Genomic DNA, 23,312 nt, shown 5'->3' on the forward strand with positions numbered 1-23,312 from the left:
TCCGACTCCGGGGCAGGCCGGTCAGCCCTCGCCGTTGGCGAGCGGGTCGACCCCGCCCGGGGACTTGTCCGCCGGCGACGTGCCCGGCTCCGCGACCGTCGGCTCGTCTCCGGCGGCCTTGTCGGCGTCCCCGACGCCACCGTCCTCGGCAGGGGCCAGCAGCGGGGCGAGCGCGGCGCCGGTGATCCGCCGGAAGGTACGCCCCGGCCGGCGCCGGTCGAGCACGGCGACCTCGAGCTGGCCGGCGTCGATCTGGCGCGGCTGGCCGCCCTCGCCGCCGACGCTGCCCAGCGCCTCCACCGCCAGCCGCGCGGCGTCGTGCAGCGTCATGTCAGAGCGGTGGCGGGCCCCCAGTACCTGGAGGATCGAGTCCGCCTGCCCGCCCATCGCGATCGTGCCGGAGCCCGACTCGTCGTACACCGACCCGTCGTAGGTGAGCCGGTACAGTTCGTCGCGCTCCGGCCGGCTGCCGACCTCGGCGACGCAGATCTCCACCTCGAACGGCTTGGACTGCTCGGTGAAGATGGCGCCCAGCGTCTGGGCGTACGCGTTGGCCAGGGATCGCGCGGTCACGTCCCGCCGGTCGTACGAGTAGCCGCGCAGGTCGGCGTGGCGGATCCCGGCGGCGCGCAGGTTCTCGAACTCGTTGAACCGCCCGACCGCGGCGAACCCGATCCGATCGTAGATCTCGCTGACCTTGTGCAGGGCGGTCGACACGTTCTCGGCGACGAACAGCACCCCGCCCTCGTAGGTGAGCACGACCACGCTGCGACCACGGGCGATGCCCTTGCGGGCGTACTCCGAGCGGTCCCGCATGATCTGCTCGGGTGAGGCGTAGAACTGCATGGCCACGGCGGCTCGTGTCTCCTTCTACGGCGATCGTCGACTTGCGGACTGCGTGGGCGGGCGTCAGCCGCCCGGGTTCTCCATCCGGGCGCGGACCACTTCCTCTGCCACCGCGGCCGCCTCCTCGTCGGTCAGCCGCCGCGAACCGTCCGCGGTCGCGGTCATCACGACCGGGAAGATGCGCCGGGTCAGGTCGGGGCCGCCGGTGGCGGTGTCGTCGTCGGCGGCGTCGTACAGCGCCTCCATCGCCAGGCGGACCCCGTCGTCGAGGCTGACGCCGGCACGGTACCGCTTCTTGAGCGCCGACTTCGCGAAGATCGAGCCCGAGCCGATGGCGTCGTAGCCCTTCTCCTCGTAGACCCCACCGGCGATGTCGAAGCTGAAGATGCGCCCGGCGTGGGCGGGGTCCTCGGCGTCCACGTCGAAGCCGGCGAACAGCGGGACGACGGCCAGGCCCTGCAGGGCCGCCCCGAGGTTGTTGCGGATCATCGTCGCCAGCCGGTTGGCCTTGCCGTGCAGCGAGAGCATCGCGCCCTCGATCTTCTCGTAGTGCTCGAGTTCGACCTGGAACAGCCGCATCAACTCGATGCCGACGCCGGCCGTACCCGCGATGCCGACGAGCGAGTACGCGTCCGCGGCAAAGACCTTCTCGATGTCGCGGCTCGCGATGAGGTTGCCCATGGTGGCCCGGCGGTCACCGGCCATCACTACGCCCTCTGCACAGATGATCGCGACGATCGTGGTCGCGTGCGGCGAGACGTCGGCGGAGTGGCCGGCGGGCAGCGGGCGCCGGCCGGGCAGCAGGTCCGGCGCGGCGGTGCTCAGGAACTCGCTGAACGACGACGATCCCGGCCTGGTGAACACGGCCGGGAAGCGCCCGGAAGGATCGAAGCCCGCTGCCACGTGGTTCCTTTCAGTATCTGATCGCCGTGCTCGGGTGCTGGAGGTCGTCACCGACCTGACCCAGACCGTCGTCACGGCTGAAGCAGAGAATGCCACGTACGTTACCGAACAGATGATCGTGGTCAACATGATCGGGGTAGAGCGTGCCGCGGATCGCACAGACGCCGCCCTACTCGCCCAGAAGCACCTCAAACTTCTGGCCGAGGCGTAGCGACGTCTGACGGTGGTACCCGCGGGCGCCGCGGCAGCCGGTCGGCTGCCGCGTCACCGCACTGGTCATGGCACTGCCCGCGGTGACGGGGGGCTCACCGCTGACCGGCGCCGGGTCCGCCCGGCCCCCTCGGACCGGACGGGCGGATTACTCTCCGCCCTTTTGGACGTAGCCCCGGACGAACTCCTCCGCGTTCTCCTCGAGGACCGAGTCGATCTCGTCGAGCAGGTCGTCGACGTCCTCGCTCAGCTTCTCGTGGCGCTCCGTCACCTCGGCATTGGCCTCGGGGGCAGGCGCCTGGTCTATGTCTTCTTCACGGCGGGAACGGCCGGACTGCGACTGTCCGCCGGGTTCACGAGTTGCCATGCGGGCCCTCCTCCGCACACTGCCGGTGCGTGCTCTCTTGTGCGTGCCAACGTACCGCGATCCTCCGACGTTACCCGGAAGTGATCGCCTCGAGCAGATCCTTGGCGCTGGCGCAGCGGTCGAACAGAGCGCCCACGTGCTTGCGGGTCCCCCGCTCGGGCTCCATCATCGGTACCCGCACCAGCGACTCCCGTCCCACATCGAAGATGACCGAGTCCCAGCTGGCCGCGACCACCTCGGACGCGTACTGGGCCAGGCAGCGGCCACGGAAGTAGGCGCGGGTGTCGCCTGGCGGTTCGACCATCGCCCGGCGTACCTCGTCCTCGCCGAACAGGGTCTTCATCGACCCGCGCGCGACCAGGCGGTGGTAGAGCCCCTTCTCCAGCCGCACGTCGGAGTACTGCAGGTCGACCAGTTGCAGCTTGTGCGATGCCCAGCCGAGCGACTCCCGCTCCCGGTACCCGTCCAGCAGGCGCAGCTTGGCCACCCAGTCCAGCTCATCGGCGCACAGCCCGGGATCGCGGCCGAGCCGGTCCAGGATGCTCTCCCAGCGGTCCAGCACGTCGAAGGTCATCTCTTCGGTCTCGTCCTCGCCTCGGCGGGCCTCGGCGAACGCCCGGGCCCGCTCGTAGAACGCCCACTGGATGTCCAGCGCGGTCAGCCGGCGTCCGTCGCGCATGCGGACCAGGTGCTTCAACGACGGGTCGTGACTGACCGCCTTGAGCTCACTGACCGGGTCGGCGATCCCCAGATCGCCGGGGAGCGCCTTCTCCTCGATCATCGACAGCACCAGCGAGGTGGTGCCGACCTTCAGGTACGTGGAGATCTCGGACAGGTTGGCGTCGCCGATGATGACGTGCAGCCGGCGGTACTTGTCGGCGTCGGCATGCGGCTCGTCGCGGGTGTTGATGATGGGCCGCTTGAGGGTGGTCTCCAGGCCGACCTCGACCTCGAAGAAGTCGGCGCGCTGGGAGATCTGGAAGCCGGGCGTGTTGCCGTCCTGGCCGATGCCGACCCGTCCCGCGCCGCACACGATCTGGCGGGTGACGAAGAAGGGGGTCAGGTGCATCACGATGTCGGCGAACGGCGTCGACCGGCGCATCAGGTAGTTCTCGTGCGCGCCGTAGCTGGCGCCCTTGTTGTCGGTGTTGTTCTTGTACAGGTGGATCGGGTGCGCGCCGGGGATGGTGGCCGCCCGGCGGGACGCCTCGGCCATCACCCGCTCCCCCGCCTTGTCCCACAGCACCGCGTCACGCGGGTTGGTGACCTCCGGGGTCGAGTACTCCGGGTGGGCGTGGTCGACGTACAGGCGGGCGCCGTTGGTCAGTATCACGTTGGCCAGGCCCAGGTCCTCGTCGGCGAGGGCCTCGGCCGGGTCGTACAGGGCACCGGAGTAGCTGAAGCCACGGGCGTCCCGCAGCGGTGACTCCTCCTCGTAGTCCCAGCGGGCCCGGCCGCCCCGGGTCAACTCGGGCCGCGCGCCGTAGGCGTTGACCACCTGCGACGACGTGACCATCGGGTTGGCGCCGGGCTGCCCCGGTACCGACACGCCGTACTCGATCTCGGTGCCCATGACCCGCCGCACGCTCATCGCGTCGCCTCGCTACGCTCGCTCATGCCGCTCCCTCGCATTGCCCGGGGCGTACGCCCCGGTCGTCGCCCGCTCCCCTGCAACGAGCCTACGGCGCCCTGTCCCGAATCGGTGACCGGACGTGCTGCGCATCAGCCTGACCGACCGGCGCCGCGGCACCCCGGGGAGGCACCGACGACCCCGGCCCTCCAACGCCAACGGGGCGCCCGCCGGTCGCGGACGCCCCGTACGCCTCGGCGCTACAGGTACTGACCGGTGTTGGTAGCGGTCTCTATCGACCGCCCCGATTCCGCGCCCTTGCCGCCGGAGACGAGCGTGCGGATGTACACGATCCGCTCGCCCTTCTTGCCGGAGATCCGAGCCCAGTCATCGGGGTTGGTCGTGTTGGGCAGATCCTCGTTCTCACGGAACTCGTCGACGCAGGCGTCCAGTAGGTGCTGCAGGCGCAGTCCCTTCTGTCCGTTGGACAGGAAGTCCTTGATGGCCATCTTCTTGCCGCGGTCGACGATGTTCTGAATCATGGCGCCCGAGTTGAAGTCCTTGAAGTACAGGACCTCCTTGTCACCGTTGGCGTAGGTGACCTCGAGGAACCGGTTCTCTTCGGTCTCGGAGTACATCCGCATGACCACGGCGTCGATCATCGCCGCCACCGTCGCCTCGGTGGACCCGCCGTGCTCGGCCAGGTCGTCGGAGTGCAACGGCAGGCCGGTGAGGATGTACTTGCTGAAGATGTCCTTGGCCGCCTCGGCGTCCGGGCGCTCAATCTTGATCTTGACGTCGAGCCGACCCGGCCGCAGGATCGCCGGGTCGATCATGTCTTCCCGGTTGGAGGCGCCGATGACGATGACGTTCTCCAGCCCCTCGACGCCGTCGATCTCGCTGAGCAGCTGCGGGACGATCGTATTCTCCACATCGGAGGAGACCCCGGAGCCGCGGGTGCGGAAGACGGAGTCCATCTCGTCGAAGAACACGATCACCGGGGTACCCTCGCCGGCCTTCTCCCGGGCTCGCTGGAAGATCAGCCGGATGTGCCGCTCGGTCTCGCCGACGTACTTGTTGAGCAGCTCCGGGCCCTTGATGTTGAGGAAGTAGCTGGCCCGCTTCTCCTCGCCACGCTTCTCGGCGATCTTCTTGGCCAGCGAGTTGGCCACCGCCTTGGCGATGAGGGTCTTGCCGCAGCCGGGCGGGCCGTACAGCAGGACGCCCTTCGGCGGGCGCAGCTGGTGCTCGCGGAACAGGTCGGCGTGCAGGAACGGCAGCTCCACCGCGTCACGGATCTGCTCGATCTGCCGGGACAGGCCGCCGATGTCGGTGTAGTCGACATCCGGGACCTCCTCCAGCACGAGCTCCTCGACCTCGCTCTTGGGGATCCGCTCGTACGCGTACGCCGACCGGGGCTCGATCATGAGCGAGTCGCCGGCGCGCAGCGGCTCATCGACGAGCGTGTCGGCGAGCAGCACGATGCGCTCCTCGTCAGCGTGGGAGATCACCAGGGCGCGGTCGCCCCCCTCGAGAACCTCCTTCAGCATGACGACCTCGCCGCTGCGCTCGAAGCCGAACGCGTCGACCACGTTGAGGGCGTCGTTGAGCAGGACCTCCTGGCCCCGCCGCAACTCATCCAGTTCGATCGTCGGGGACACGGCCACCCGCAGCTTCCGCCCGCCGGTGAACACGTCCACGGTGCCGTCGTCATGCCTGGTCAGGAATACGCCGTACCCGCTCGGCGGCTGCGCCAGGCGGTCGACCTCCTCCTTGAGCGTGATGATCTGCGCACGCGCTTCCTTGAGCGTGGCGACCATGCGCTCGTTGTTCTCCGTGATCCGCGCGATCTGAGCCTGAGCCGCCGCCAGCCGCTCCTCGAGCTGGCGGACGTGTCGCGGACTCTCGGTCAGCTTGCGCCGCAGCAGGGCGATCTCTTCCTGCAGGAACGCGACCTGGTTGGAGAGATCGTGGGCATCCTTCTCCCACCGTGCGGCGCGCGTCTCCGCGTCGTCGCTGCGTGCCACGTCCCACCTCCCCGGGGCTTTGAACGTCGTGCTCTAACACTAACTGCTGATCGCCCACAAAGCCTCGTACCAAACGCCACGGCGTGATGTGTTACCAATCCGGGCGACGCGCTGTAGGCGCCCGGTGGTTGATCCGGTAGCGTCGACATCCAGGCGTGCCTTGAGGAACAAGAGGGACAACATGACTGTCGATACCGATGAACTGCAGGTCTGGGTGGACCAGAACCTCTGTACCGGTGACGGGCTGTGCGTCCAGTACGCGCCGGAGGTCTTCGAGTTCGATGTCGACGGCCTCGCCTACGTCAAGGACGAGTCGGGCGACCTTCAACTCGCCGAGGGCAGCCGCGTCGGTGTTCCGGCCCACCTGCGCCTCGAGGTGATCGACGCGGCCAAGGAGTGCCCCGGCGACTGCATCCACGTACAGCGCGCCAGTGACGGCGCGCCGGTGGCCGGCCCCTCCGCGGAGGACTGACCGCTTCAGATCATCGGGCGGCCGACCAGCGAGGAGACCAGCCGGGCGAACTCCTCGAGCCGGCTGATCTGCCCGGCGCCGCCGTCGTCAAGCGTCTTGCCGAAGCGCAGGGCGTCGTGGCGCATCGTCGTCGGCGTGGTGGCCTCCTCGGTCGCCGGCCCGCCGGCCTCGTCCAGCGACGTGAGCAGCAGGTAGACGTCGATGCTGTCGACCCGGACGGCCCCGGTCGCGGTACGGGTCAGACGCTGGCGGCAGCCCACCTCGGTCACCGCCGACAGCGCCACCACGCGTACCGACGACGTCATCGAGCCCGGCGGCCCGTCGCCGGGCGGCACGTCCTCACCGTGCCACAGCACCAGCCGGGTCCCGTCGCAGACGACGACCTCCTGCCACACCCCGTTGACCTCGTTGACGAAGCGCTCCAGGGTGAAGCCCAGCACGCTGGCACCGCGCAGCACGCCGGACAGCGCCTCCAGGGCGATTTCGGGGTCGCGCAGGTAGGCCCGGGCCGCCGACTCCAGGTCCTGGTAGGGCGACCAGTCCGGGAAGACGGCGGGGATCTCGCCACCGAAGCTGGGCCGGGTCATGTCACCTCCGGATCGTCCTGCCCTCGACCGCTCCCGGCCCGGTCGGCGTCGGCGGCCGCTCCGTTGGCCGAGCCACCGGCGGCGGCCGCGCCCCGGCGCAGCGCGTACGCCTCGGCGCCCTTGCTCGGCTTACGCCGCCGGGGCGGCGCGACCACCCCGGGGGCGAGGCGCCGGCTGCTCACCAGGAACGCGGTGTGGGCGATCATACGATGGTCCGGGCGTACCGCGAGCCCCTCGGCGTGCCAGTCGCGTACCAGGCTCTCCCAGGCCCGCGGCTCGGTCCACCCGCCCCGCTCGCGCAGCGCCTCGACCAGCTCGGACAGTTGCGGGGTGGTCGCCACGTAGCCGATCAGCACGCCGCCCGGCAGGAGACCGCGCTCGACCATGTCGAGCACCTCCCACGGGGTCAGCATGTCAAGGATTATGCGGTCGAACCCGGCCTCGTCACAGTCCGCCACGTCGCCTATGCGAAGAGTCCAATTTTGCGGAATGACGCCGAAGAACGCCTCGACGTTGCGGCGGGCGATCTCGGCGAACTCGGGGCGCAGCTCGTACGAGACCACCTGCCCGGTCGACCCCACCGCCCGCAGCAGCGAGCAGGTCAACGCCCCCGAGCCGGCACCGGCCTCGAGCACCTTGGCACCGGGGAAGACGTCACCCATCGCGACGATCTGGGCGGCGTCCTTGGGGTAGATCACCTGTGCGCCGCGCGGCATGGACAGGACGTAGTCGGCCAGCAGCGGGCGCAGGGCCAGGTACGCGGTACCGCCGGCGGACGTCACCACGCTGCCGTCGGGGCGGCCGATGAGGTCGTCGTGCTCGAGGCCGCCGCGGTGGGTGTGAAACGTCTTGCCCGGCTCCAGGACGATGGTGTGCATCCGCCCCTTCGGGTCGGTGAGCTGCACCCGGTCCCCGACCTGGAACGGCCCCCGCCGCGCCGGCGGCAGGTTGCCGGCGTTGCCGCCGGCGGCGTTCTCATCGCCGGGCGTGGTCGACGTGGCGGGGTACGGAACGGTCACCGTGGGGTCTCCTCGAGGGGTGAGCGGATTTCGCGGCGCCGGCGCCGCCTGGGACTCCCACCACATCCTCACCCGGAGCCGGGAGGCGGTCTCCGGGAGGGTCGGCCGGTAGGGCGTCCGGTAGCGGTACCCGCCGGCGCGGGTGCCCGACGCCACGGTCCGCGCCGACGACGCGGGCCGGGTTTCGTCACAGGGCTGCCCTAGCCTGTCACACATGACGGTCGAGAAGCTGCGGGACCCCTCCGAGTCGACGTCGTCGACCCCCATTCACACGGAGGCGACGACGGCGGGAACGGAGCAGAGTACGGCGGCGCCCGAGGCGCCGCCCCGGCTGCCGTCGCTGTCGCCGTCGCGGGCGGCCGACTTCAAGACCTGCCCGCTGCTGTTCCGGTTCCGTACCATCGACCGGCTGCCCGAGCAGCCCTCCGCCGACCAGGTGCGCGGCACGCTCGTGCACGCCGTCCTCGAACGGCTGTTCGACCTGCCCGCGTCCGAGCGCACCCCCGAACGCGCCGCTGAGCTGGTCGCACCGCAGTGGCAGCGGCTGCTGGCTGAGCAGGAGGACCTGGCCGGCCTGTTCGCACCGGCACCCGGGGACGGCGCGGCGGCCGGCGACGCGACGGCGGCGACAGCCGGCGACGCGACCGTGCCACCGACCCTGACCCCGGAGGAGTTCCTCGCCTCCGCCACCGACCTGCTGTCCGGCTACTTCACGATGGAGGATCCGCGCCGCCTGGAGCCCGCCCAGCGCGAGACGCTCATCGAGGCGGTCGTCGACGACCGGCTGCTCATCCGGGGCTACGTGGACCGGCTGGACATCTCCCCCGCCGGCGACCTGCGGGTGGTCGACTACAAGACCGGCGGGGCGCCGCGCGAGGCGTTCGAGGCGCGCGCCCTGTTCCAGCTCAAGTTCTACGCCCTGGTGCTCTGGCGCATCCACGGCGTCGTGCCGCGGGTCCTGCGCCTGCTGTACCTGCGCGACGCCGAGGTCTGCGACTACAGCCCCGACCTCGACGAGCTGCTGCGCTTCGAGCGCAACCTGCTGGCGCTGTGGCAGGCGATCGAGCGGGCGAGGCAGACCGGTGACTTCCGCCCCAAGCCGAGCCGCCTCTGCGGCTGGTGCTCCCACCAGGCCCACTGCCCCGCGTTCGGCGGCAACCCACCGCCGTACCCGGTGGCGGTGGCCGCGCCCGGCGCGCCGTTGCCCACCGGGGAGGACGCTCCGGGTGCGGAGTGAGCCGCCCGTCCTCCCAGCGGAGGAGGAGCCCTCGGCGCCGGCGACGATCCCAGCGGACCGGAAGCCGGCTAGCGTTTGACGCCATGACCGCCCGGCAGGCGCCCCGCACGTACCTGCGCCGACATCCGTTGCTCGCCGACGCCCTGCTCGCCGCGCTGCTGTACGCCGGCGTCGCGGCGCTGTGGTTGTTGCGCCCGGGTAACTCCTGGCCGGCCCCGCTGCCGGCCGGGCTACTGTGGAGCGCGCTCGCGATGGCGACGATCACGCTGCGGCGGCGGGCCACCATGCTCGCCGTCGGCCTGCTGACGGCGCACACGCTGGTGTCACTGCTGGTCCCCCGCCTGCTGCAGGTCGAGGCGGTGGGCATCGTCGTGCTCACCTACACCGCCGCCGCGTGGCTGCCACTGCGGCGAGCGGTGCTCGCGGCCGGGTTGCTGTGGACACCGCCCCTGGTCTTCGGCCTGTTCCTGCTGGACACCCGGCTACCGCCGATGCAGTTGGCGCCGCCCTACTTCATCGTGTTCGCCACGATGGCCGTCCTGCTCTGCGTCACCGCGGGCCGGACCGTCCACCATCGCCGCGCGTACGTCGCCGCCCTGACCGAACGGGCCCGCGACGCCGAACGCAACCAGCAGGCCCTCACCGCGCAGGCGGTCGCCGACGAGCGGCGGCGCATCGCCCGCGAACTGCACGACATGGTCGCCCACCACGTCAGCGTCATGGGGGTACTGGCGACCGGGTCCCGTCGCGCCCTGCACCGCGACCCGGCGGCCGCCGACGAGGCGCTCGCGACGATCGAGGAGACCGGGCGGACGGCGCTGCGCGAGATGCGGCGGCTGCTCGACGTGCTGCGCACCGACCAGGAGCCGGCCGGCGAACTGGCCCCGCAGCCCGGCATGGCGCACCTGGCCGGGCTGGTGGAGCAGGTCAGCGAGGCGGGGCTGCCGGTCACGCTGACGATGACCGGCGACGCCCGGACGCTGGACCCCGGCGTCGCGCTCACGATCTACCGGATCGTGCAGGAGGCGCTGACCAACGCGCTCAAGCACGCCGGCTCCGCCACCGCGGAGGTACGGCTGGACGTCGGCACGTACTGGCTGACCCTGGAGATCTGTGACACCGGGCGCGGCCCCCGGCCGGGCGGTGAACGGGTCGGCCACGGCCTGCTCGGGATGCGGGAGCGGGTCACGCTCTACGGCGGTACTCTGCGCACCGGGCCCCGCCCGGGCGGTGGCTTCCGGGTGTCGGCGAGGATTCCCGTGGATGCGCTGGACGGAGCGGCACAGTGACCGAAGCGAGGCCCGTACGTGTGCTGCTCGTCGACGACCAGCCGCTGCTGCGGACCGGGTTCCGGATGGTGCTCGGCGGCGAACCCGACCTCGACGTGGTCGGCGAGGCCGGCGACGGCGTCGAAGCGGTCGACCTGGCGCGCCGACTGCTGCCCGACGTGGTGCTCATGGACATCCGCATGCCCCGCATGGACGGCGTCGCGGCCACCCGGACGATCGTCGCGGCGCGGCTGCCGGTACGGGTGCTGATCCTGACCACGTTCGACCTGGACGAGTACGTGGTGGGCGCGCTGCGCGCGGGCGCCAGCGGGTTCCTGGCCAAGGACGTGCCGGCCGAGGATCTCGTCACCGCCATCCGTACCGTGGCCGCCGGCGAGGCCGTCGTCGCGCCGCGCATCCTCAGGCGACTGCTCGACCGCTTCGCCGAGGCGCTGCCCGATCCCGATGCCGCCCCGCCGCCCAACCTCGGGCTGCTCACCGAGCGGGAGCGGGAGGTGCTGGTCCAGGTCGCGCGGGGACTGTCCAACGCGGAGATAGCGCGCGAGCTCCAGGTCAGCGAGGCGACGGTGAAGACCCACGTCGGCCACGTGCTGACCAAGCTGGGGCTGCGCGACCGGGTCCAGGCCGTCGTCCTCGCGTACGAGAGCGGCCTCGTCCGACCCCGCGCGTGACCGCCCGCGCGGCGGAGCCGTCCTCATCCGTGAGACGGACTTGACTTCTAGCCCCGGGAATGACTCACGACTCGCTCCCACCCTTTACCGTCGGTGGGGAACGAAACGGGGATCTCTCAAGGGGGAAAATGTGACCGCGACTCTGGCGACGGCTGCGGCCCGAGCGGTGGACGTGTGGAAGGTGTACGGCAGCGGCGAGGCCGAGGTGGCCGCGCTGCGCGGGGTGAGCGTGGGCCTCGAACGCGGCCGCTACACCGCCATCATGGGACCGTCCGGGTCGGGCAAGTCCACCCTGATGCACTGCCTGGCCGGCCTGGACTCGGTCACCCGCGGCGAGGTCTACGTCGGCGACACCCTCATCACCGGCCTCGGCGACCGCGGCCTGACCGACCTGCGCCGCGACAAGGTCGGCTTCATCTTCCAACAGTTCAACCTGCTACCCACGTTGACGGCCGAGGAGAACATCCTGCTGCCCCTGTCGATCGCCGGCCGCAAGCCCGACCGCCAGTGGTACGACACCGTCATCGACACCGTCGGCCTGCGCGACCGACTGCGCCACCGACCCACCCAACTGTCAGGCGGCCAACAACAGCGCGTCGCCTGCGCCCGCGCCCTGGTCTCCCGACCCGACGTCGTCTTCGCCGACGAACCCACCGGCAACCTCGACTCCCGCTCCGGCGCCGAGGTCCTGGGCTTCCTACGCAACTCCGTGCGCCAGTTCGGACAGACCATCGTCATGGTCACCCACGACGCCAACGCCGCCTCCTACGCCGACCGCGTCATCTTCCTCGCCGACGGACAAATCGTCGACGAACTCCACGAGCCCACCGCCGAGGCGGTCCTCGACCGGCTCAAACGGCTCGACGTGACCGCGGCCGCCGTCGCCGACCGCGCCACCGGGGTCCTGTGATGCTGCGCGCGACCTTCAAGAGCCTGCTCTCCCGCAAGCTGCGGCTGCTGCTCAGCGGCTTGGCGGTGGTGCTCGCGGTGATGTTCGTGTCGGGGGCGTTCATACTGTCGGACACGCTCGGCCGCACCTTCGACTCGCTGTTCACCAACGCGTACGACTACACCGACATCCAGGTGCAGGCCAAGCCGAAGGTGGACGGCGGCGGGGACGGCGGCGCCGTACCGGCCAACATCCAGTCCACGGTGGTCGGCAAGGTGGCCGCGGTTCCCGGGGTGGCGAAGGCCACCGGCACCGTGGCCGCCGAAGGCGCCCGGGTGGTCGGGCGCAACGGCAAGGTCGTAGGGGGCGCCGGCGGCGCTCCCCGCTTCGGGATCAACTGGACCGGCGAGGACCAACTGATCTCGCTGCGCGAAGGCCGGGGTCCGCAGGCGAGCGGTGAGGTGGCCCTCAACGCCGGCCTGGCCAAGATCGGAAACTTCAAGGTCGGCGAGCAGGTCGGCGTGCTCACCCTCGAGCCGAAGAAGACGTTCACGGTGGTGGGCATCTTCGGGTACGCCGGAGGCCGCGACTCCATCGGCGGCGAGCAGACCGTCGCCTTCACCGAGCCGGTGGCGCAGCAACTCATGCTCGGCGCGACCGGCGTCTACAACGTCATCGACGTCAAGGTCGCCGACAAGCGGGACCTGACGAAGGTACGCGACGCCCTGCGCGCCGAGGTGGGCCCGTCCTACCAGGTCGACACCGGTGCCGACCTGGCCAAGAAGCAGTCCGACCAGATCAAGAAGGCGCTGTCGTTCGTCACGTACATCCTGCTCGGCTTCGCCGCCGTGGCCCTGCTGGTCGGGGTGTTCCTCATCCTCAACACCTTCTCGATCATCGTCGCGCAGCGCACCCAGGAACTGGCGCTGCTGCGCGCGATGGGCGCGAGCCGGCGTCAGATGATCGGCTCGGTACTGCTGGAGGCCTCGCTCATCGGCGTCGTGTCCTGGCTGGTCGGTCTCGGCCTCGGCGTCGGTATCGGCTCGGGCGGCGCGTTCGCGCTGGCGAAGCTCACCGGTATCGACGACGTCGCCGGCGTCGGGGTACCGCCGGCGGCGTGGATCGTGTCATTCGTCGTCGGGGTCGGAGTGACGATCCTGGCCGCCCTGCTGCCCGCGTTCCAGGCGTCCCGGGTGCCGCCGGTGGCGGCGATGCGCCAGGCGGGTACCGCCGACCGGCCGCTGACCAAGCTGACGGCCGCGGGCGGTGTACTGGCGGCGGGCGGGGGCGGCGCGCTCGCCTTCGGCCTGTCGGGCAAGGCGCACGACAACACGATCTGGTGGGTGGTCGGCGGCGTCTTCGTCACGTTCATCGCGGTCGCGCTGCTGACCCCGCTGCTGGGCCGACCCGTGGTGTCGGTACTCGGGCGGCTGTTCGCCTGGTCGGTGGCGGGCAAGCTGGGCCGGCGCAACTCGGCGCGCAACCCGCGCCGCACGGCGATCACCGCGGCGGCGATGATGATCAGCATCGCGCTGGTCACCGGCATCAGCACGATCTTCACGTCGGTCAGCAGCAGCGTCAGCAAGATCGTCGACCAGCAGGTCCAGGCCGACCTGATCATCTCCGGCCAGCAGACGTCGGCGATCCCGCCAGCGATCGACCCGGTCGCGCTGGCCCGGGTACGGGCGCTGTCCACGGTGGATGCGGTGGCCGGCCAGGCGTACGGCGCCGCGATGATCGGCGGCAAATCGCAGTTCGTGGCGGCCTTCGACGATCAGGCCGCGGCGGCCCGGATCCTCAAGCTCAAGCCCAAGATCGGACGGGTCGACAGGCTGGGTGCCGGGGAGATGGTCGTCGACGAGGCGACGGCGAAGGGTCGCGGGTGGACCATCGGCGACCAGGTCACGATCCAGCTGCCCCGCGGCGAGCCGCGCCAGCTGCGGGTTGTCGGTACCTACCCCTCCGGCCCGGGCGCGGGCGGCATCCTGCTGTCCTGGCCCGACGCGACCGCCGGCTTCCGGACGTCGACCGCCGTCCAGGCGTACGTCAAGCTGCGGCCCGGCGCCGTCACGACGGCGGCCAAGGGCGAGGTCGACCGGATCCTCGCCGACAGCCCCGAGGTCAACGTGGCGACCCGCGAGGAGTGGCTGGGCAACCAGACCCAGATATTCGACATCGTCCTGACGATCGTGCAGGTCCTACTCGGCGTCGCGATGCTCATCGCGGTCCTCGGCATCGTCAACACGCTGGTGCTGTCGGTGCTGGAACGCACCCGCGAGCTGGGCATGCTGCGGGCGATCGGGCTGCGCCGGGGCCAGGTGATGCGCATGGTGACGGTCGAGTCGGTCGTGATCTCGCTGTTCGGCTCGCTGCTCGGCATCGCGGTCGGCGCCGGGCTGGGGGCGGCGGTGGTACGTGCCCTCAAGGACAAGGGCATCACCGAGCTGTCCCTGCCGTGGGGGCTGATGGTCGGGTACGTCGTGGCCGGCGCCTTCGTCGGCGTGGTTGCCGCGATCATCCCGGCGATCCGGGCCGCCCGGCTCGACGTGCTGAAGGCGATCGCGTACGAGTGAGGGCAGACGTCAGGGGAGCCTCGTCTCGGGGCTCCCCTGACCCGTTCCGCCACTGGTAGACGGCTCCCGCGCCGGCCGCAGCGGTCCCCGGGTCCGGGAATTTCCCGGATGACCCGTGCGGGCGGACCCCGACCCGGAAACCGGTGTCCGCCTCCCCCGTCGGGCGGACGTAACCGGAGTTGGGAGCACCGACGATGGTCTTCGACAACGACACGACGAAGGCCATGGAGGAGCGGTGACACTCACGATGGGTGGGGCACACAGACCGGGCGCCACGCGGCAGAGCGGCGCGGCGGATACGAGCGGTGCGGCGGCCCGAGCGGTGGACGTGTGGAAGGTGTACGGCAGCGGCGAGGCCGAGGTGGCCGCGCTGCGCGGGGTGAGCGTGGGCCTCGAACGCGGCCGCTACACCGCCATCATGGGACCGTCCGGGTCGGGCAAGTCCACCCTGATGCACTGCCTGGCCGGCCTGGACTCGGTCACCCGCGGCGAGGTCTACGTCGGCGACACCCTCATCACCGGCCTCGGCGACCGCGGCCTGACCGACCTGCGCCGCGACAAGGTCGGCTTCATCTTCCAACAGTTCAACCTGCTACCCACACTGACGGCCGAGGAGAACATCCTGCTACCCCTGTCGATCGCCGGCCGCAAACCCGACCGCCAGTGGTACGACACCGTCATCGACACCGTCGGCCTACGCGACCGACTGCGCCACCGACCCACCCAACTGTCAGGCGGCCAACAACAACGCGTCGCCTGCGCCCGCGCCCTGGTCTCCCGACCCGACGTCATCTTCGCCGACGAACCCACCGGCAACCTCGACTCCCGCTCCGGCGCCGAGGTCCTGGGCTTCCTACGCAACTCCGTGCGCCAGTTCGGACAGACCATCGTCATGGTCACCCACGACGCCAACGCCGCCTCCTACGCCGACCGCGTCATCTTCCTCGCCGACGGCCAAATCGTCGACGAACTCCGCGAGCCCACCGCCGAGGCGGTCCTCGACACGATGAAGAACCTCGACACCATGGCGGCGGTGGCCTGACATGCTCCGCGCCACGCTCAAAAGCGTCCTGTCCCGCAAGCTGCGGCTGGTCCTGTCGGGGCTGGCGGTGGTCCTCGGGGTGATGTTCGTGTCGGGGGCGTTCGTGCTCACCGACACGCTGGGGCGCTCGTTCGACAGCCTGTTCGCCGGCGTCTACGCCGGCACGGACGTGGCTGTGACGGCGAAGCCGGCGGTCGCCGGCGTCGACAGCGGTGAACGCCCCACCAACCTGCCCGCCGACCTGGTGGCGAAGGTACGGTCGGTGCCCGGCGTCGCCACCGCGACCGGGGTCGCGCAGGCCGACGGCGCCCGGGTCATCGGCGGCAACGGCAAGGTCGTCACGACGATGGGCGCCCCCCGGCTCGGTACGAACTGGACCGGGACGTCCGACCTGGTACAGCTGCGCGAGGGGCGTGGCCCGCAGGCCGCCGACGAGATCGCCGTCAACGCCGCACTCGCGAAGGCCGCCGGTATCAAGGTCGGCGACCGGGTCGGCGTGCTCACGCTGCAGCCGAAGAAGACCTTCACCCTGGTGGGCATCTTCGGATACAGCGGTGACCGGGACTCCATCGGCGGCTCGATGTTCGTCGCCTTCACCGAGCCGGTCGCGCAGGAGCTGATGCTCGGCGCCAAGGGCACGTACTCCAGCATCGACGTCACCGCCGCGCCCGGGCAGAGCCCGGAGAAGGTACGCGACGCGGTGCGCGCCGAGGTCGGCGGCGGGTACGAGGTCAAGACCGGCAAGGAGCTCCAGGCCGCCACGGTGGACAGCTTCCGCCAGGGCTTGAGCTTCTTCAACAACATCCTGCTCGGCTTCGCCGGGGTGGCGCTGTTCGTCGGCGTCTTCCTGATCCTCAACACCTTCTCGATCATCGTCGCGCAGCGCACCAGGGAGCTGGCGCTGATGCGCGCGGTCGGCGCCAGCCGTCGCCAGATGATCGGGGCCGTCCTGGTCGAGGCGGCCGCCATCGGCCTGGTCGCGTCCGTCGTCGGCCTCGCGGCGGGCATCGGCGTCGGCGCCGGCCTCGCGTACGTGTTCGGCCACGTCGGCGGTACCGACCTGCCGCTGGCGAGCATCGGGGTGCCGGCGGCCGCCGTCATCGGCGCGTTCGGCGTGGGCCTGGTCGTGACGCTCGTCGCCGCGCTGCTGCCGGCGCTGCGCGCCTCGCGGATCCCGCCGGTCGCCGCGCTGCAGGAGGCGGCCACCCCGGACCGGCCGCTGACGAAGATCACCGTCGCCGGCGGCCTGATGTCGGCCGCAGGGGCCACCGTCGGAGGGTACGGGCTGTCAGGCAAGGCCGGCGACAGCACAATGTGGCTGATCATGGCTGGGGTGCTGGTGAGCTTCATCGGGGTGGCTCTGCTGACCCCGGTGCTCGCGCGCCCGGTGGTGTCCGTGCTGGGCCGGCTGTTCTCCTGGTCGGTGCCGGGCAAGCTGGGCCGGCTCAACTCCGGCCGCAACCCCCGGCGCACCGCGATCACCGCGGCCGCCCTCATGGTCGGCCTGGCGCTGATCACCGGTGTCAACGTCATCCTCAGCTCGGTGACCGCGACGCTGCACAAGCAGGGCGACACCCTGGTCAAGGCGGACCTGATCGTGTCCGGCGAGCAGATGGCCGAGATGCCACCGACGTTCGACCCGGCGGTACTGGACAAGATGCGCGGCATCCCCGGCGTGCGCGACGTCGCCGGCGAATACTACGACCGGGCGACCCTCAACGGCCAGGGCTGGGGCGTCGACGTCGTCACGGACCTGCCGGCGATGGCCCGCATGTTCCCGCTGAACGCCAAGGAGGGCAGCATCGGGCCGCTTGGCCCCGACCAGCTCGCCATCGACGAGGCCCACGCCAAGATCCTCAACCTGCACGCCGGTTCGACGGTCACGGTGCAGTTGTCGCGGGGCGCCCCGCACACCATGACGGTCGCCGCCGTGCTGGCCAAGAACGACGTGTTCAACAGCATCATGCTGTCCCCGTCGGTCGTCGGCGACCTGCGGGTACCGCAGCCGTCGTGGGCGTACGTGCGGGTCGTGCCGGGCGCCGACGTCGCGGCGGTCCGCGCCCAGATCGACAGGCTGCTGGCCGACAGCCCCGAGGTCAACGTCACCGACCGCAGCGGCTACATCCAGCAACAGACCAAGCAGTTCGACGCGGTCCTGATGATGATCCAGGTCCTGCTGGCGCTGGCGATCCTCATCGCCGTGCTGGGCATCGTCAACACCCTCGCCCTGTCGGTCCTGGAGCGTACCCGCGAACTGGGGCTACTGCGGGCGATCGGGCTGCGCCGGGGCCAGGTGATGCGCATGGTGACGGTCGAGTCGGTCGTGATCTCGGTGTTCGGGGCGCTGCTCGGCCTAGCGGTCGGCTGCGGGCTGGGTGCCGCGGTGGTACGGGCGCTGCGCTCCGAAGGCATCACCAGCCTGGCACTGCCGTGGTCGCAGATGGGCGTGTACCTGGTCCTGGCCGGCGTGGTCGGTGTCGTCGCCGCGGTGCTGCCGGCGGTACGGGCCGCGCGGATCAACGTACTCGGGGCGATCGCCCACGAGTGAGGGCTCTGCTCAACCGGGGTACGGGGGGACGGCGGCGCGCGGAGGGACACCTCGCGCGCCGCCGTCGTGCTCTCGACCGGTTGCTGAAACGGCGTGCGACCGCCGCCTGACGGTGGCCCGCGCGACCGCAGTCAGGCGGCGGCGCGCCCCGCGACGAGCTTTCGCATCGTCGCCACGTCCATCCGCTCGAGGCTGTCGATCTCGACGACACCGTCCGGCGGAGTCAGCGCCACCTCGCACGGCACCGCCACGACCACACAGCCGGCGGCGTGCGCGCTCGCCACGCCGGTCGGCGAATCCTCGACCGCCACACACCGGCGCGGGTCGGCACCCAGCTTGGCGGCGGCCGTCAGGTACGGCTCGGGGTCCGGCTTGGTGCGGCCCACCTCGTCGCCGCAGACCACGACGTCGAAGTTGTGCGCACCGATGGTGCCCAGCGCCACCTCGACGAGGTTGCGGCGGGTCGCGGTGACCAGCGCGGTCGCCAGCCCGGCCGCCCGTACCTCGGCGAGCAGCTCGCGGGCGCCCGGCCGCCAGAGCAGCCCCGCGGCGAACAGCTCACCGACCCGGTTCTCCAGCCACCGGACGCTCTCCTCCGGGTCCCGCCACGGCTGTGCGATGTCGATGTGGAGGATGTCCATCGACTCGGCCATGCTGGTGCCGATCATCCGGGTGCGGGCCGGGGTGGAGAGCTCTCCCCCGTACCGTCGCGCCAGCTCCTTCAGGCCGACGTCCCACACCTTCTCACTGTCGACCAGGGTGCCGTCCATGTCGAACAGCACCGCGTCAAGTCGCGCCACAGTCACCTCATGATCTCGCCGGAGGTATCAAACTTACGGTGGTGAGCGGCGCCACAGCGGGTCAAGGGGGGGCGGGGCCTGCCCGATTTGCGACGCCGGGCGGATGGATCGACGATCCTGGCCTACGGTGACGCCATGAGCGGCACGCAGTTGTTCCTCACCCTGCTGAGCTGGATCTTGGGTGTCTTCGTGCTGTACTGGGTGATCCGCCTGGCGGTCAAGCACGGCATTGCCGACGCGGAGGGGGAACGCGCCCGCATCCGTCGTTGGGCCCGGGAGATGTCCGACGAGGAGTAGCCGGGCTCATTCCGTCGCGGCGCTCGGCGGCTGAGCGGGTCGACCTCCGCGGCGGTCGGCGCGGCTCGCCGCCGGTGCCATCGTCCGGGTAGCGGCCGCGGCGCGCTACCGGCCGCCGATGTTGCCGAGCATCAGGGCCGCCGCTACCGCCAGCAGGAATCCCAGCACTACCAGCTCGGCGGAGCGGGACCACGCTATCCGACCCGCCGCGGCGGTCGCCTTCTTCTCCTTCGCCAGGTCACGCCACGCGCGCTGGAACACCGCGTACAGCCAGCCGACTCCGAAGCCGATGACCAGGCCGGCATAGAGTCCGCCGACGGTGACGTGCAGCGACTGGTCCATCGACAGAGGCACATCCACCGGGACATGGTGAATGACCAGCGCCCCGCCGCGTCACCAGCCTTTCGGACGCCATCGCCATTTGAGAATTCACCTAACCGGGGTGGCGCATTTCATCAATGAATCAGCCATTTTCAGGGGCTTGTTCGACGCGGCAGATCTGCCGGCGTGACCTGCTCCCGCACCCACGCCCCGGTCATCATGATGGACATGCGTTGCTCGTGTGAATGGTGATGTCCATAGCCGTCACGCTACGTGCGGCTCGGCTACCCGCGCTTCTCGATTCCTGACCGGTCTGGTCACCTGCTTCGCCACACACGGCGGCACCCCCACCGTCGCGCGCGCCGCCCGACCCCGATAGACACTGGGCGACACACCGACCAGCTCGGTGAAGCGAGTGCTGAAGGTGCCCAGCGACGCACAGCCGACCGCGAAACAGACCTCGGTGACGCTGAGGTCGCCACGACGCAGCAGCGCCATCGCGCGCTCGATGCGCCGGGTCATCAGATAGGCGTACGGCGACTCGCCGTAGGCGAGCCGGAATTCGCGGCTGAGGTGTCCGGCCGACATGTGCGCGCCGCGGGCGAGCGCCTCGACGTCCAGCGGCTGCGCGTACTCCCGGTCGATCCGGTCGCGAACACGGCGCAGCCGCGCGAGGTCGCGCAGGCGCTGCGCCGAGGCGGGTCTGCTGGTCACACACAAGATCGTACGTCGCGCCGGAGTCGCGTCATGACGTCGCCGCACCCTCCTGCGCGTCACCGGTGAAGAGACGCGATTCGGGGAACAGCCCCCACCCGGGACCCGCTCCCGGCTGATCAACTCCCATTCCTGCCGGTTGATCGGGACAAGTCGAAACAGATGAGGGAACTCGTCCCACGGTGTCGGCGAGGGCCCGGTCACGTGCCTACGTAGGCAGCGAGGTGCTCGCCGGTGAGGGTGGAGCGGGCGGCGACGAGGTCGGCGGGTGTGCCCTCGAAGACGATCCGACCGCCGTCGTGGCCGGCGCCGGGGCCGAGGTCGACGATCCAGTCGGCGTGCGCCATGACCGCCTGGTGGTGCTCGATCACGATGACCGACTTGCCGGAGTCGACGAGCCGGTCGAGCAGGCCGAGCAGCTGCTCGACGTCGGCGAGGTGGAGGCCGGTGGTCGGCTCGTCGAGGACGTAGACGCCACCCTTCTCGGCCATCCGGGTGGCCAGCTTGAGCCGCTGCCGCTCGCCGCCGGACAGCGTGGTGAGCGGCTGGCCGAGGCTGAGGTAGCCGAGCCCGACGTCGGCGAGCCGGTCGAGGATGGCGGCTGCTGCCGGCGTGCGCGCGTCGCCGGCGCCGAAGAACTCCTTCGCCTCGGTCACCGACATCGCGAGTACCTCGCTGATGTCGCGGCCACCGAGGTGGTATTCCAGCACCGAGGCCTCGAACCGCTTCCCCTCGCACTCCTCGCACGTGGTGGCGACGCCGGCCATCATCGCCAGGTCGGTGTAGATGACGCCGGCGCCGTTGCACACGGGGCAGGCGCCCTCGGAGTTGGCGCTGAACAGCGCCGCCTTCACGTCGTTGGCCTTCGCGAACGCCTTGCGGATCGGGTCGAGCAGTCCGGTGTACGTCGCCGGGTTGCTCCGTCGCGAGCCACGGATCGCGCCCTGGTCGATCGACACCACGCCCGCGCCGGCGGGGATCGACCCGTGCACGAGAGAGCTCTTGCCGGAGCCGGCGACGCCGGTGACGACGACCAGCACCCCGAGCGGGATGTCGACGTCGACGTCGCGCAGGTTGTTCGCCGTCGCGCCGCGGATCTCGAGCGTGCCGGTGGGCGTACGCACCGTCTCCTTGAGGGCGGCCCGGTCGTCGAAATGGCGGCCGGTGACGGTGCCGCTGGCGCGCAGCCCCTCGACGGTGCCCTCGAAGCAGACGGTGCCACCCGCCGTACCGGCACCGGGGCCGAGATCGACGACGTGATCGGCGATCGCGATCATCTCCGGCTTGTGCTCGACGACCAGCACGGTGTTGCCCTTGTCCCGCAGCTGCCGCAGCAGGTCGTTCATCCGCTGGATGTCGTGGGGGTGCAGCCCGATCGTCGGCTCGTCGAAGACGTAGGTGACGTCGGTGAGCGACGACCCGAGGTGGCGGATCATCTTGGTGCGCTGCGCCTCGCCGCCCGACAGCGTGCCCGACGGCCGGTCGAGCGAGAGGTAGCCCAGCCCGATCTTCACGAACGAGTCGAGGGTGTGCGCCAGCTTGGCGAGCAGCGGCGCCACGGACGGCTCGTCGAGGCCGCGGACCCATTCGGCCAGGTCGCTGATCTGCATCGCGCACGCCTCGGCGATGTTGATCCCCTTGATCTTGGAGGACCGGGCCGCCTCGCTGAGCCGGGTGCCGCTGCAGTCGGGGCAGGCGGTGAAGGTCACCACCCGCTCCACGAAGGCGCGGATGTGGGGCTGCATCGCGTCGACGTCCTTGGACAGCATCGACTTCTGGATCTTCGGGATCAGACCCTCGTACGTCAGGTTGATGTTGTCGACCTTGATCTTGGTCGGTTCTTTGTAGAGCAGGTCGTGGAGCTCGCGTTTGGTGTACTTACGGATCGGCTTGTCCGGGTCGAGGAAGCCGGAGCCGCCGAAGATGCGGCCGAACCAGCCGTCGACGCTGTAGCCGGGGATCGTGAGCGCACCCTCGTTGAGCGACTTGCTGTCGTCGTACAACTGAGACAGGTCGAAGTCGGTGACCGAGCCCCGGCCTTCGCAGCGCGGACACATGCCGCCAGTGATGTTGAAGCTGCGCCGCTCCTTCACGGTCTTCCCGCCGCGCTCGATCGTGACCGCGCCCGCTCCGCTGATCGAAGCTACGTTGAAGGAGAACGCCTGGGGCGAGCCGATGTGCGGGTTCCCGAGGCGGCTGAAGAGGATGCGCAGCATCGCGTTGGCGTCGGTGGCGGTGCCGACCGTGGAGCGCGGGTCGGCACCCATCCGCTGCTGGTCGACGATGATCGCGGTCGTCAGCCCTTCGAGGACGTCGACCTCGGGCCGCGCCAGCGTCGGCATGAAGCCCTGCACGAAGGCGCTGTAGGTCTCGTTGATCATCCGTTGCGACTCCGCGGCGATCGTGCTGAACACCAGCGAGCTCTTGCCCGAGCCGGAGACACCGGTGAACACCGTCAGCCGGCGCTTCGGGATCTCGATGCTGACGTCCCTGAGGTTGTTCACACGCGCGCCGTACACGCGGATCAGGTCGTGACTGTCGGCAACGTGCAGCGCAGACGACTGCGTGTCCGTCCTCGTGGCCGTGCTCATCGTGTCTCCATCTGTCGGGCGGGGCCGCCTTCGCGGTCTCCATCGGCGTCGCGTGGCTCGATCTGACCGGCTTCGAGCAGTATGTCTGATTCTCCCTCGTCGGCGCAGTCAGACCAGGACGTCGCATCAGCTCACGGTCAGGCATCTCGTTCACCTCGCGCCGAGCCTGGATGCGGCGCGGGGAGATGCGGAACCAGCGGTACGGCGTGGCGAGCGCAGCCGGTGTGCGCGGCGAACCGGTCACCCCGCTGCTGCGGCGGAGCGTCGATCTCGAGGACTTCGGCTTCGCCCTCGATCATGACATGTCGCGGGGGTGGCCCAGCCGTCTGTGCAGGCTGC

21 protein-coding genes are annotated in these 23,312 nt (G+C 70.5%); 9 read left to right on the forward strand and 12 right to left on the reverse strand.

Going from position 1 to position 23,312, the window contains the following annotated elements; translation table 11 throughout:
• Positions 1-21 precede the first annotated feature (21 nt).
• From prcA to arc, 6 genes are all read right to left on the reverse strand, one after another.
• The gene (prcA, locus tag Pme01_RS10335; protein WP_168114488.1) at positions 22-852 is read right to left on the reverse strand and encodes a proteasome subunit alpha; all 831 of its coding nucleotides are present in this window, start codon (positions 850-852) and stop codon (positions 22-24) included.
• Positions 853-909: 57 nt separating this feature from the next.
• Positions 910-1,749 (reverse strand): proteasome subunit beta, encoded by an 840-nt coding sequence (gene prcB, locus Pme01_RS10340; RefSeq protein WP_168114489.1) that lies wholly within the window; start codon positions 1,747-1,749, stop codon positions 910-912.
• Positions 1,750-1,759: 10 nt separating this feature from the next.
• Positions 1,760-1,903, reverse strand: coding sequence for an endonuclease domain-containing protein (locus Pme01_RS31740; RefSeq protein WP_168114633.1), 144 nt, complete (start codon positions 1,901-1,903; stop codon positions 1,760-1,762).
• A gap of 204 nt (positions 1,904-2,107) precedes the next feature.
• The gene (locus Pme01_RS10350) at positions 2,108-2,326 is read right to left on the reverse strand and encodes a ubiquitin-like protein Pup (protein ID WP_168114490.1); all 219 of its coding nucleotides are present in this window, start codon (positions 2,324-2,326) and stop codon (positions 2,108-2,110) included.
• Between the two features lie 70 nt (positions 2,327-2,396).
• Positions 2,397-3,917: a depupylase/deamidase Dop gene (dop, locus tag Pme01_RS10355; RefSeq protein ID WP_168114491.1), complete on the reverse strand. Its 1,521-nt coding sequence runs from the start codon at positions 3,915-3,917 to the stop codon at positions 2,397-2,399.
• A 239-nt stretch (positions 3,918-4,156) separates the two neighbouring features.
• Entirely contained in the window at positions 4,157-5,923 is a 1,767-nt protein-coding gene (gene arc, locus Pme01_RS10360) for a proteasome ATPase (protein WP_168114492.1), read from the reverse strand.
• Positions 5,924-6,104: 181 nt separating this feature from the next.
• Between arc and Pme01_RS10365 the strand changes: the two genes are divergently transcribed.
• Complete coding sequence (locus Pme01_RS10365; protein ID WP_168114493.1) at positions 6,105-6,395, forward strand: ferredoxin; 291 nt, start codon at positions 6,105-6,107, stop codon at positions 6,393-6,395.
• A gap of 5 nt (positions 6,396-6,400) precedes the next feature.
• On the opposite strand, the gene Pme01_RS10370 is transcribed toward Pme01_RS10365, so the two are convergent.
• Both Pme01_RS10370 and Pme01_RS10375 read right to left on the reverse strand, forming a co-directional pair.
• Positions 6,401-6,982 (reverse strand): hypothetical protein, encoded by a 582-nt coding sequence (locus Pme01_RS10370; protein ID WP_168114494.1) that lies wholly within the window; start codon positions 6,980-6,982, stop codon positions 6,401-6,403.
• On the reverse strand, positions 6,979-7,929 hold the full coding sequence (locus Pme01_RS10375; RefSeq protein WP_239088144.1) for a tRNA (adenine-N1)-methyltransferase: 951 nt from the start codon (positions 7,927-7,929) through the stop codon (positions 6,979-6,981). Before Pme01_RS10375 ends, Pme01_RS10370 begins: the two co-directional genes overlap by 4 nt.
• Positions 7,930-8,215: 286 nt before the next feature.
• On the opposite strand from Pme01_RS10375, the gene Pme01_RS10380 reads away from it, so the two are divergent.
• The 7 genes from Pme01_RS10380 to Pme01_RS10410 all read left to right on the forward strand — a co-directional run bounded on the left by Pme01_RS10380 (position 8,216) and on the right by Pme01_RS10410 (position 18,250).
• Positions 8,216-9,238 carry a RecB family exonuclease gene (locus Pme01_RS10380; RefSeq protein WP_168114495.1) on the forward strand — a complete coding sequence of 341 codons (1,023 nt, stop codon included), beginning with the start codon at positions 8,216-8,218 and terminating at the stop codon, positions 9,236-9,238.
• 83 nt (positions 9,239-9,321) lie between these two features.
• Positions 9,322-10,527, forward strand: coding sequence for a sensor histidine kinase (locus Pme01_RS10385; RefSeq protein WP_168114496.1), 1,206 nt, complete (start codon positions 9,322-9,324; stop codon positions 10,525-10,527).
• Positions 10,524-11,198, forward strand: coding sequence for a response regulator (locus Pme01_RS10390; protein WP_168114497.1), 675 nt, complete (start codon positions 10,524-10,526; stop codon positions 11,196-11,198). The genes Pme01_RS10385 and Pme01_RS10390 overlap by 4 nt, the downstream gene beginning before the upstream one ends.
• Positions 11,199-11,328: 130 nt before the next feature.
• Positions 11,329-12,108 carry an ABC transporter ATP-binding protein gene (locus Pme01_RS10395; RefSeq protein WP_203935527.1) on the forward strand — a complete coding sequence of 260 codons (780 nt, stop codon included), beginning with the start codon at positions 11,329-11,331 and terminating at the stop codon, positions 12,106-12,108.
• Positions 12,108-14,660 (forward strand): ABC transporter permease, encoded by a 2,553-nt coding sequence (locus Pme01_RS10400; protein WP_168114499.1) that lies wholly within the window; start codon positions 12,108-12,110, stop codon positions 14,658-14,660. Before Pme01_RS10395 ends, Pme01_RS10400 begins: the two co-directional genes overlap by 1 nt.
• Positions 14,661-14,907: 247 nt before the next feature.
• Entirely contained in the window at positions 14,908-15,702 is a 795-nt protein-coding gene (locus Pme01_RS10405) for an ABC transporter ATP-binding protein (RefSeq protein WP_168114635.1), read from the forward strand.
• Between the two features lies 1 nt (position 15,703).
• Positions 15,704-18,250: an ABC transporter permease gene (locus Pme01_RS10410; protein WP_168114500.1), complete on the forward strand. Its 2,547-nt coding sequence runs from the start codon at positions 15,704-15,706 to the stop codon at positions 18,248-18,250.
• A 131-nt stretch (positions 18,251-18,381) separates the two neighbouring features.
• On the opposite strand, the gene Pme01_RS10415 is transcribed toward Pme01_RS10410, so the two are convergent.
• Positions 18,382-19,032 carry an HAD family hydrolase gene (locus Pme01_RS10415; protein ID WP_168114636.1) on the reverse strand — a complete coding sequence of 217 codons (651 nt, stop codon included), beginning with the start codon at positions 19,030-19,032 and terminating at the stop codon, positions 18,382-18,384.
• Positions 19,033-19,185: 153 nt separating this feature from the next.
• Here Pme01_RS10415 and Pme01_RS10420 point away from each other — a divergent pair, with 153 nt between their 5' ends.
• Entirely contained in the window at positions 19,186-19,347 is a 162-nt protein-coding gene (locus tag Pme01_RS10420; protein WP_168114501.1) for a hypothetical protein, read from the forward strand.
• Positions 19,348-19,452: 105 nt separating this feature from the next.
• Here the strand turns inward: Pme01_RS10420 and Pme01_RS10425 are convergent, their stop codons facing one another.
• From Pme01_RS10425 to Pme01_RS10435, 3 genes are all read right to left on the reverse strand, one after another.
• A complete protein-coding gene (locus Pme01_RS10425; RefSeq protein ID WP_168114502.1) occupies positions 19,453-19,707 on the reverse strand; it encodes a hypothetical protein in 255 nt (84 codons plus the stop codon).
• Between the two features lie 225 nt (positions 19,708-19,932).
• Complete coding sequence (locus tag Pme01_RS10430) at positions 19,933-20,382, reverse strand: helix-turn-helix transcriptional regulator (protein WP_168114503.1); 450 nt, start codon at positions 20,380-20,382, stop codon at positions 19,933-19,935.
• Between the two features lie 200 nt (positions 20,383-20,582).
• A complete protein-coding gene (locus Pme01_RS10435) occupies positions 20,583-22,973 on the reverse strand; it encodes an ATP-binding cassette domain-containing protein (RefSeq protein ID WP_168114504.1) in 2,391 nt (796 codons plus the stop codon).
• Between the last annotated feature and the right edge of the window lie 339 nt (positions 22,974-23,312).

The organism is Planosporangium mesophilum (assembly GCF_016863255.1).
Lineage (GTDB): Bacteria > Actinomycetota > Actinomycetes > Mycobacteriales > Micromonosporaceae > Planosporangium > Planosporangium mesophilum.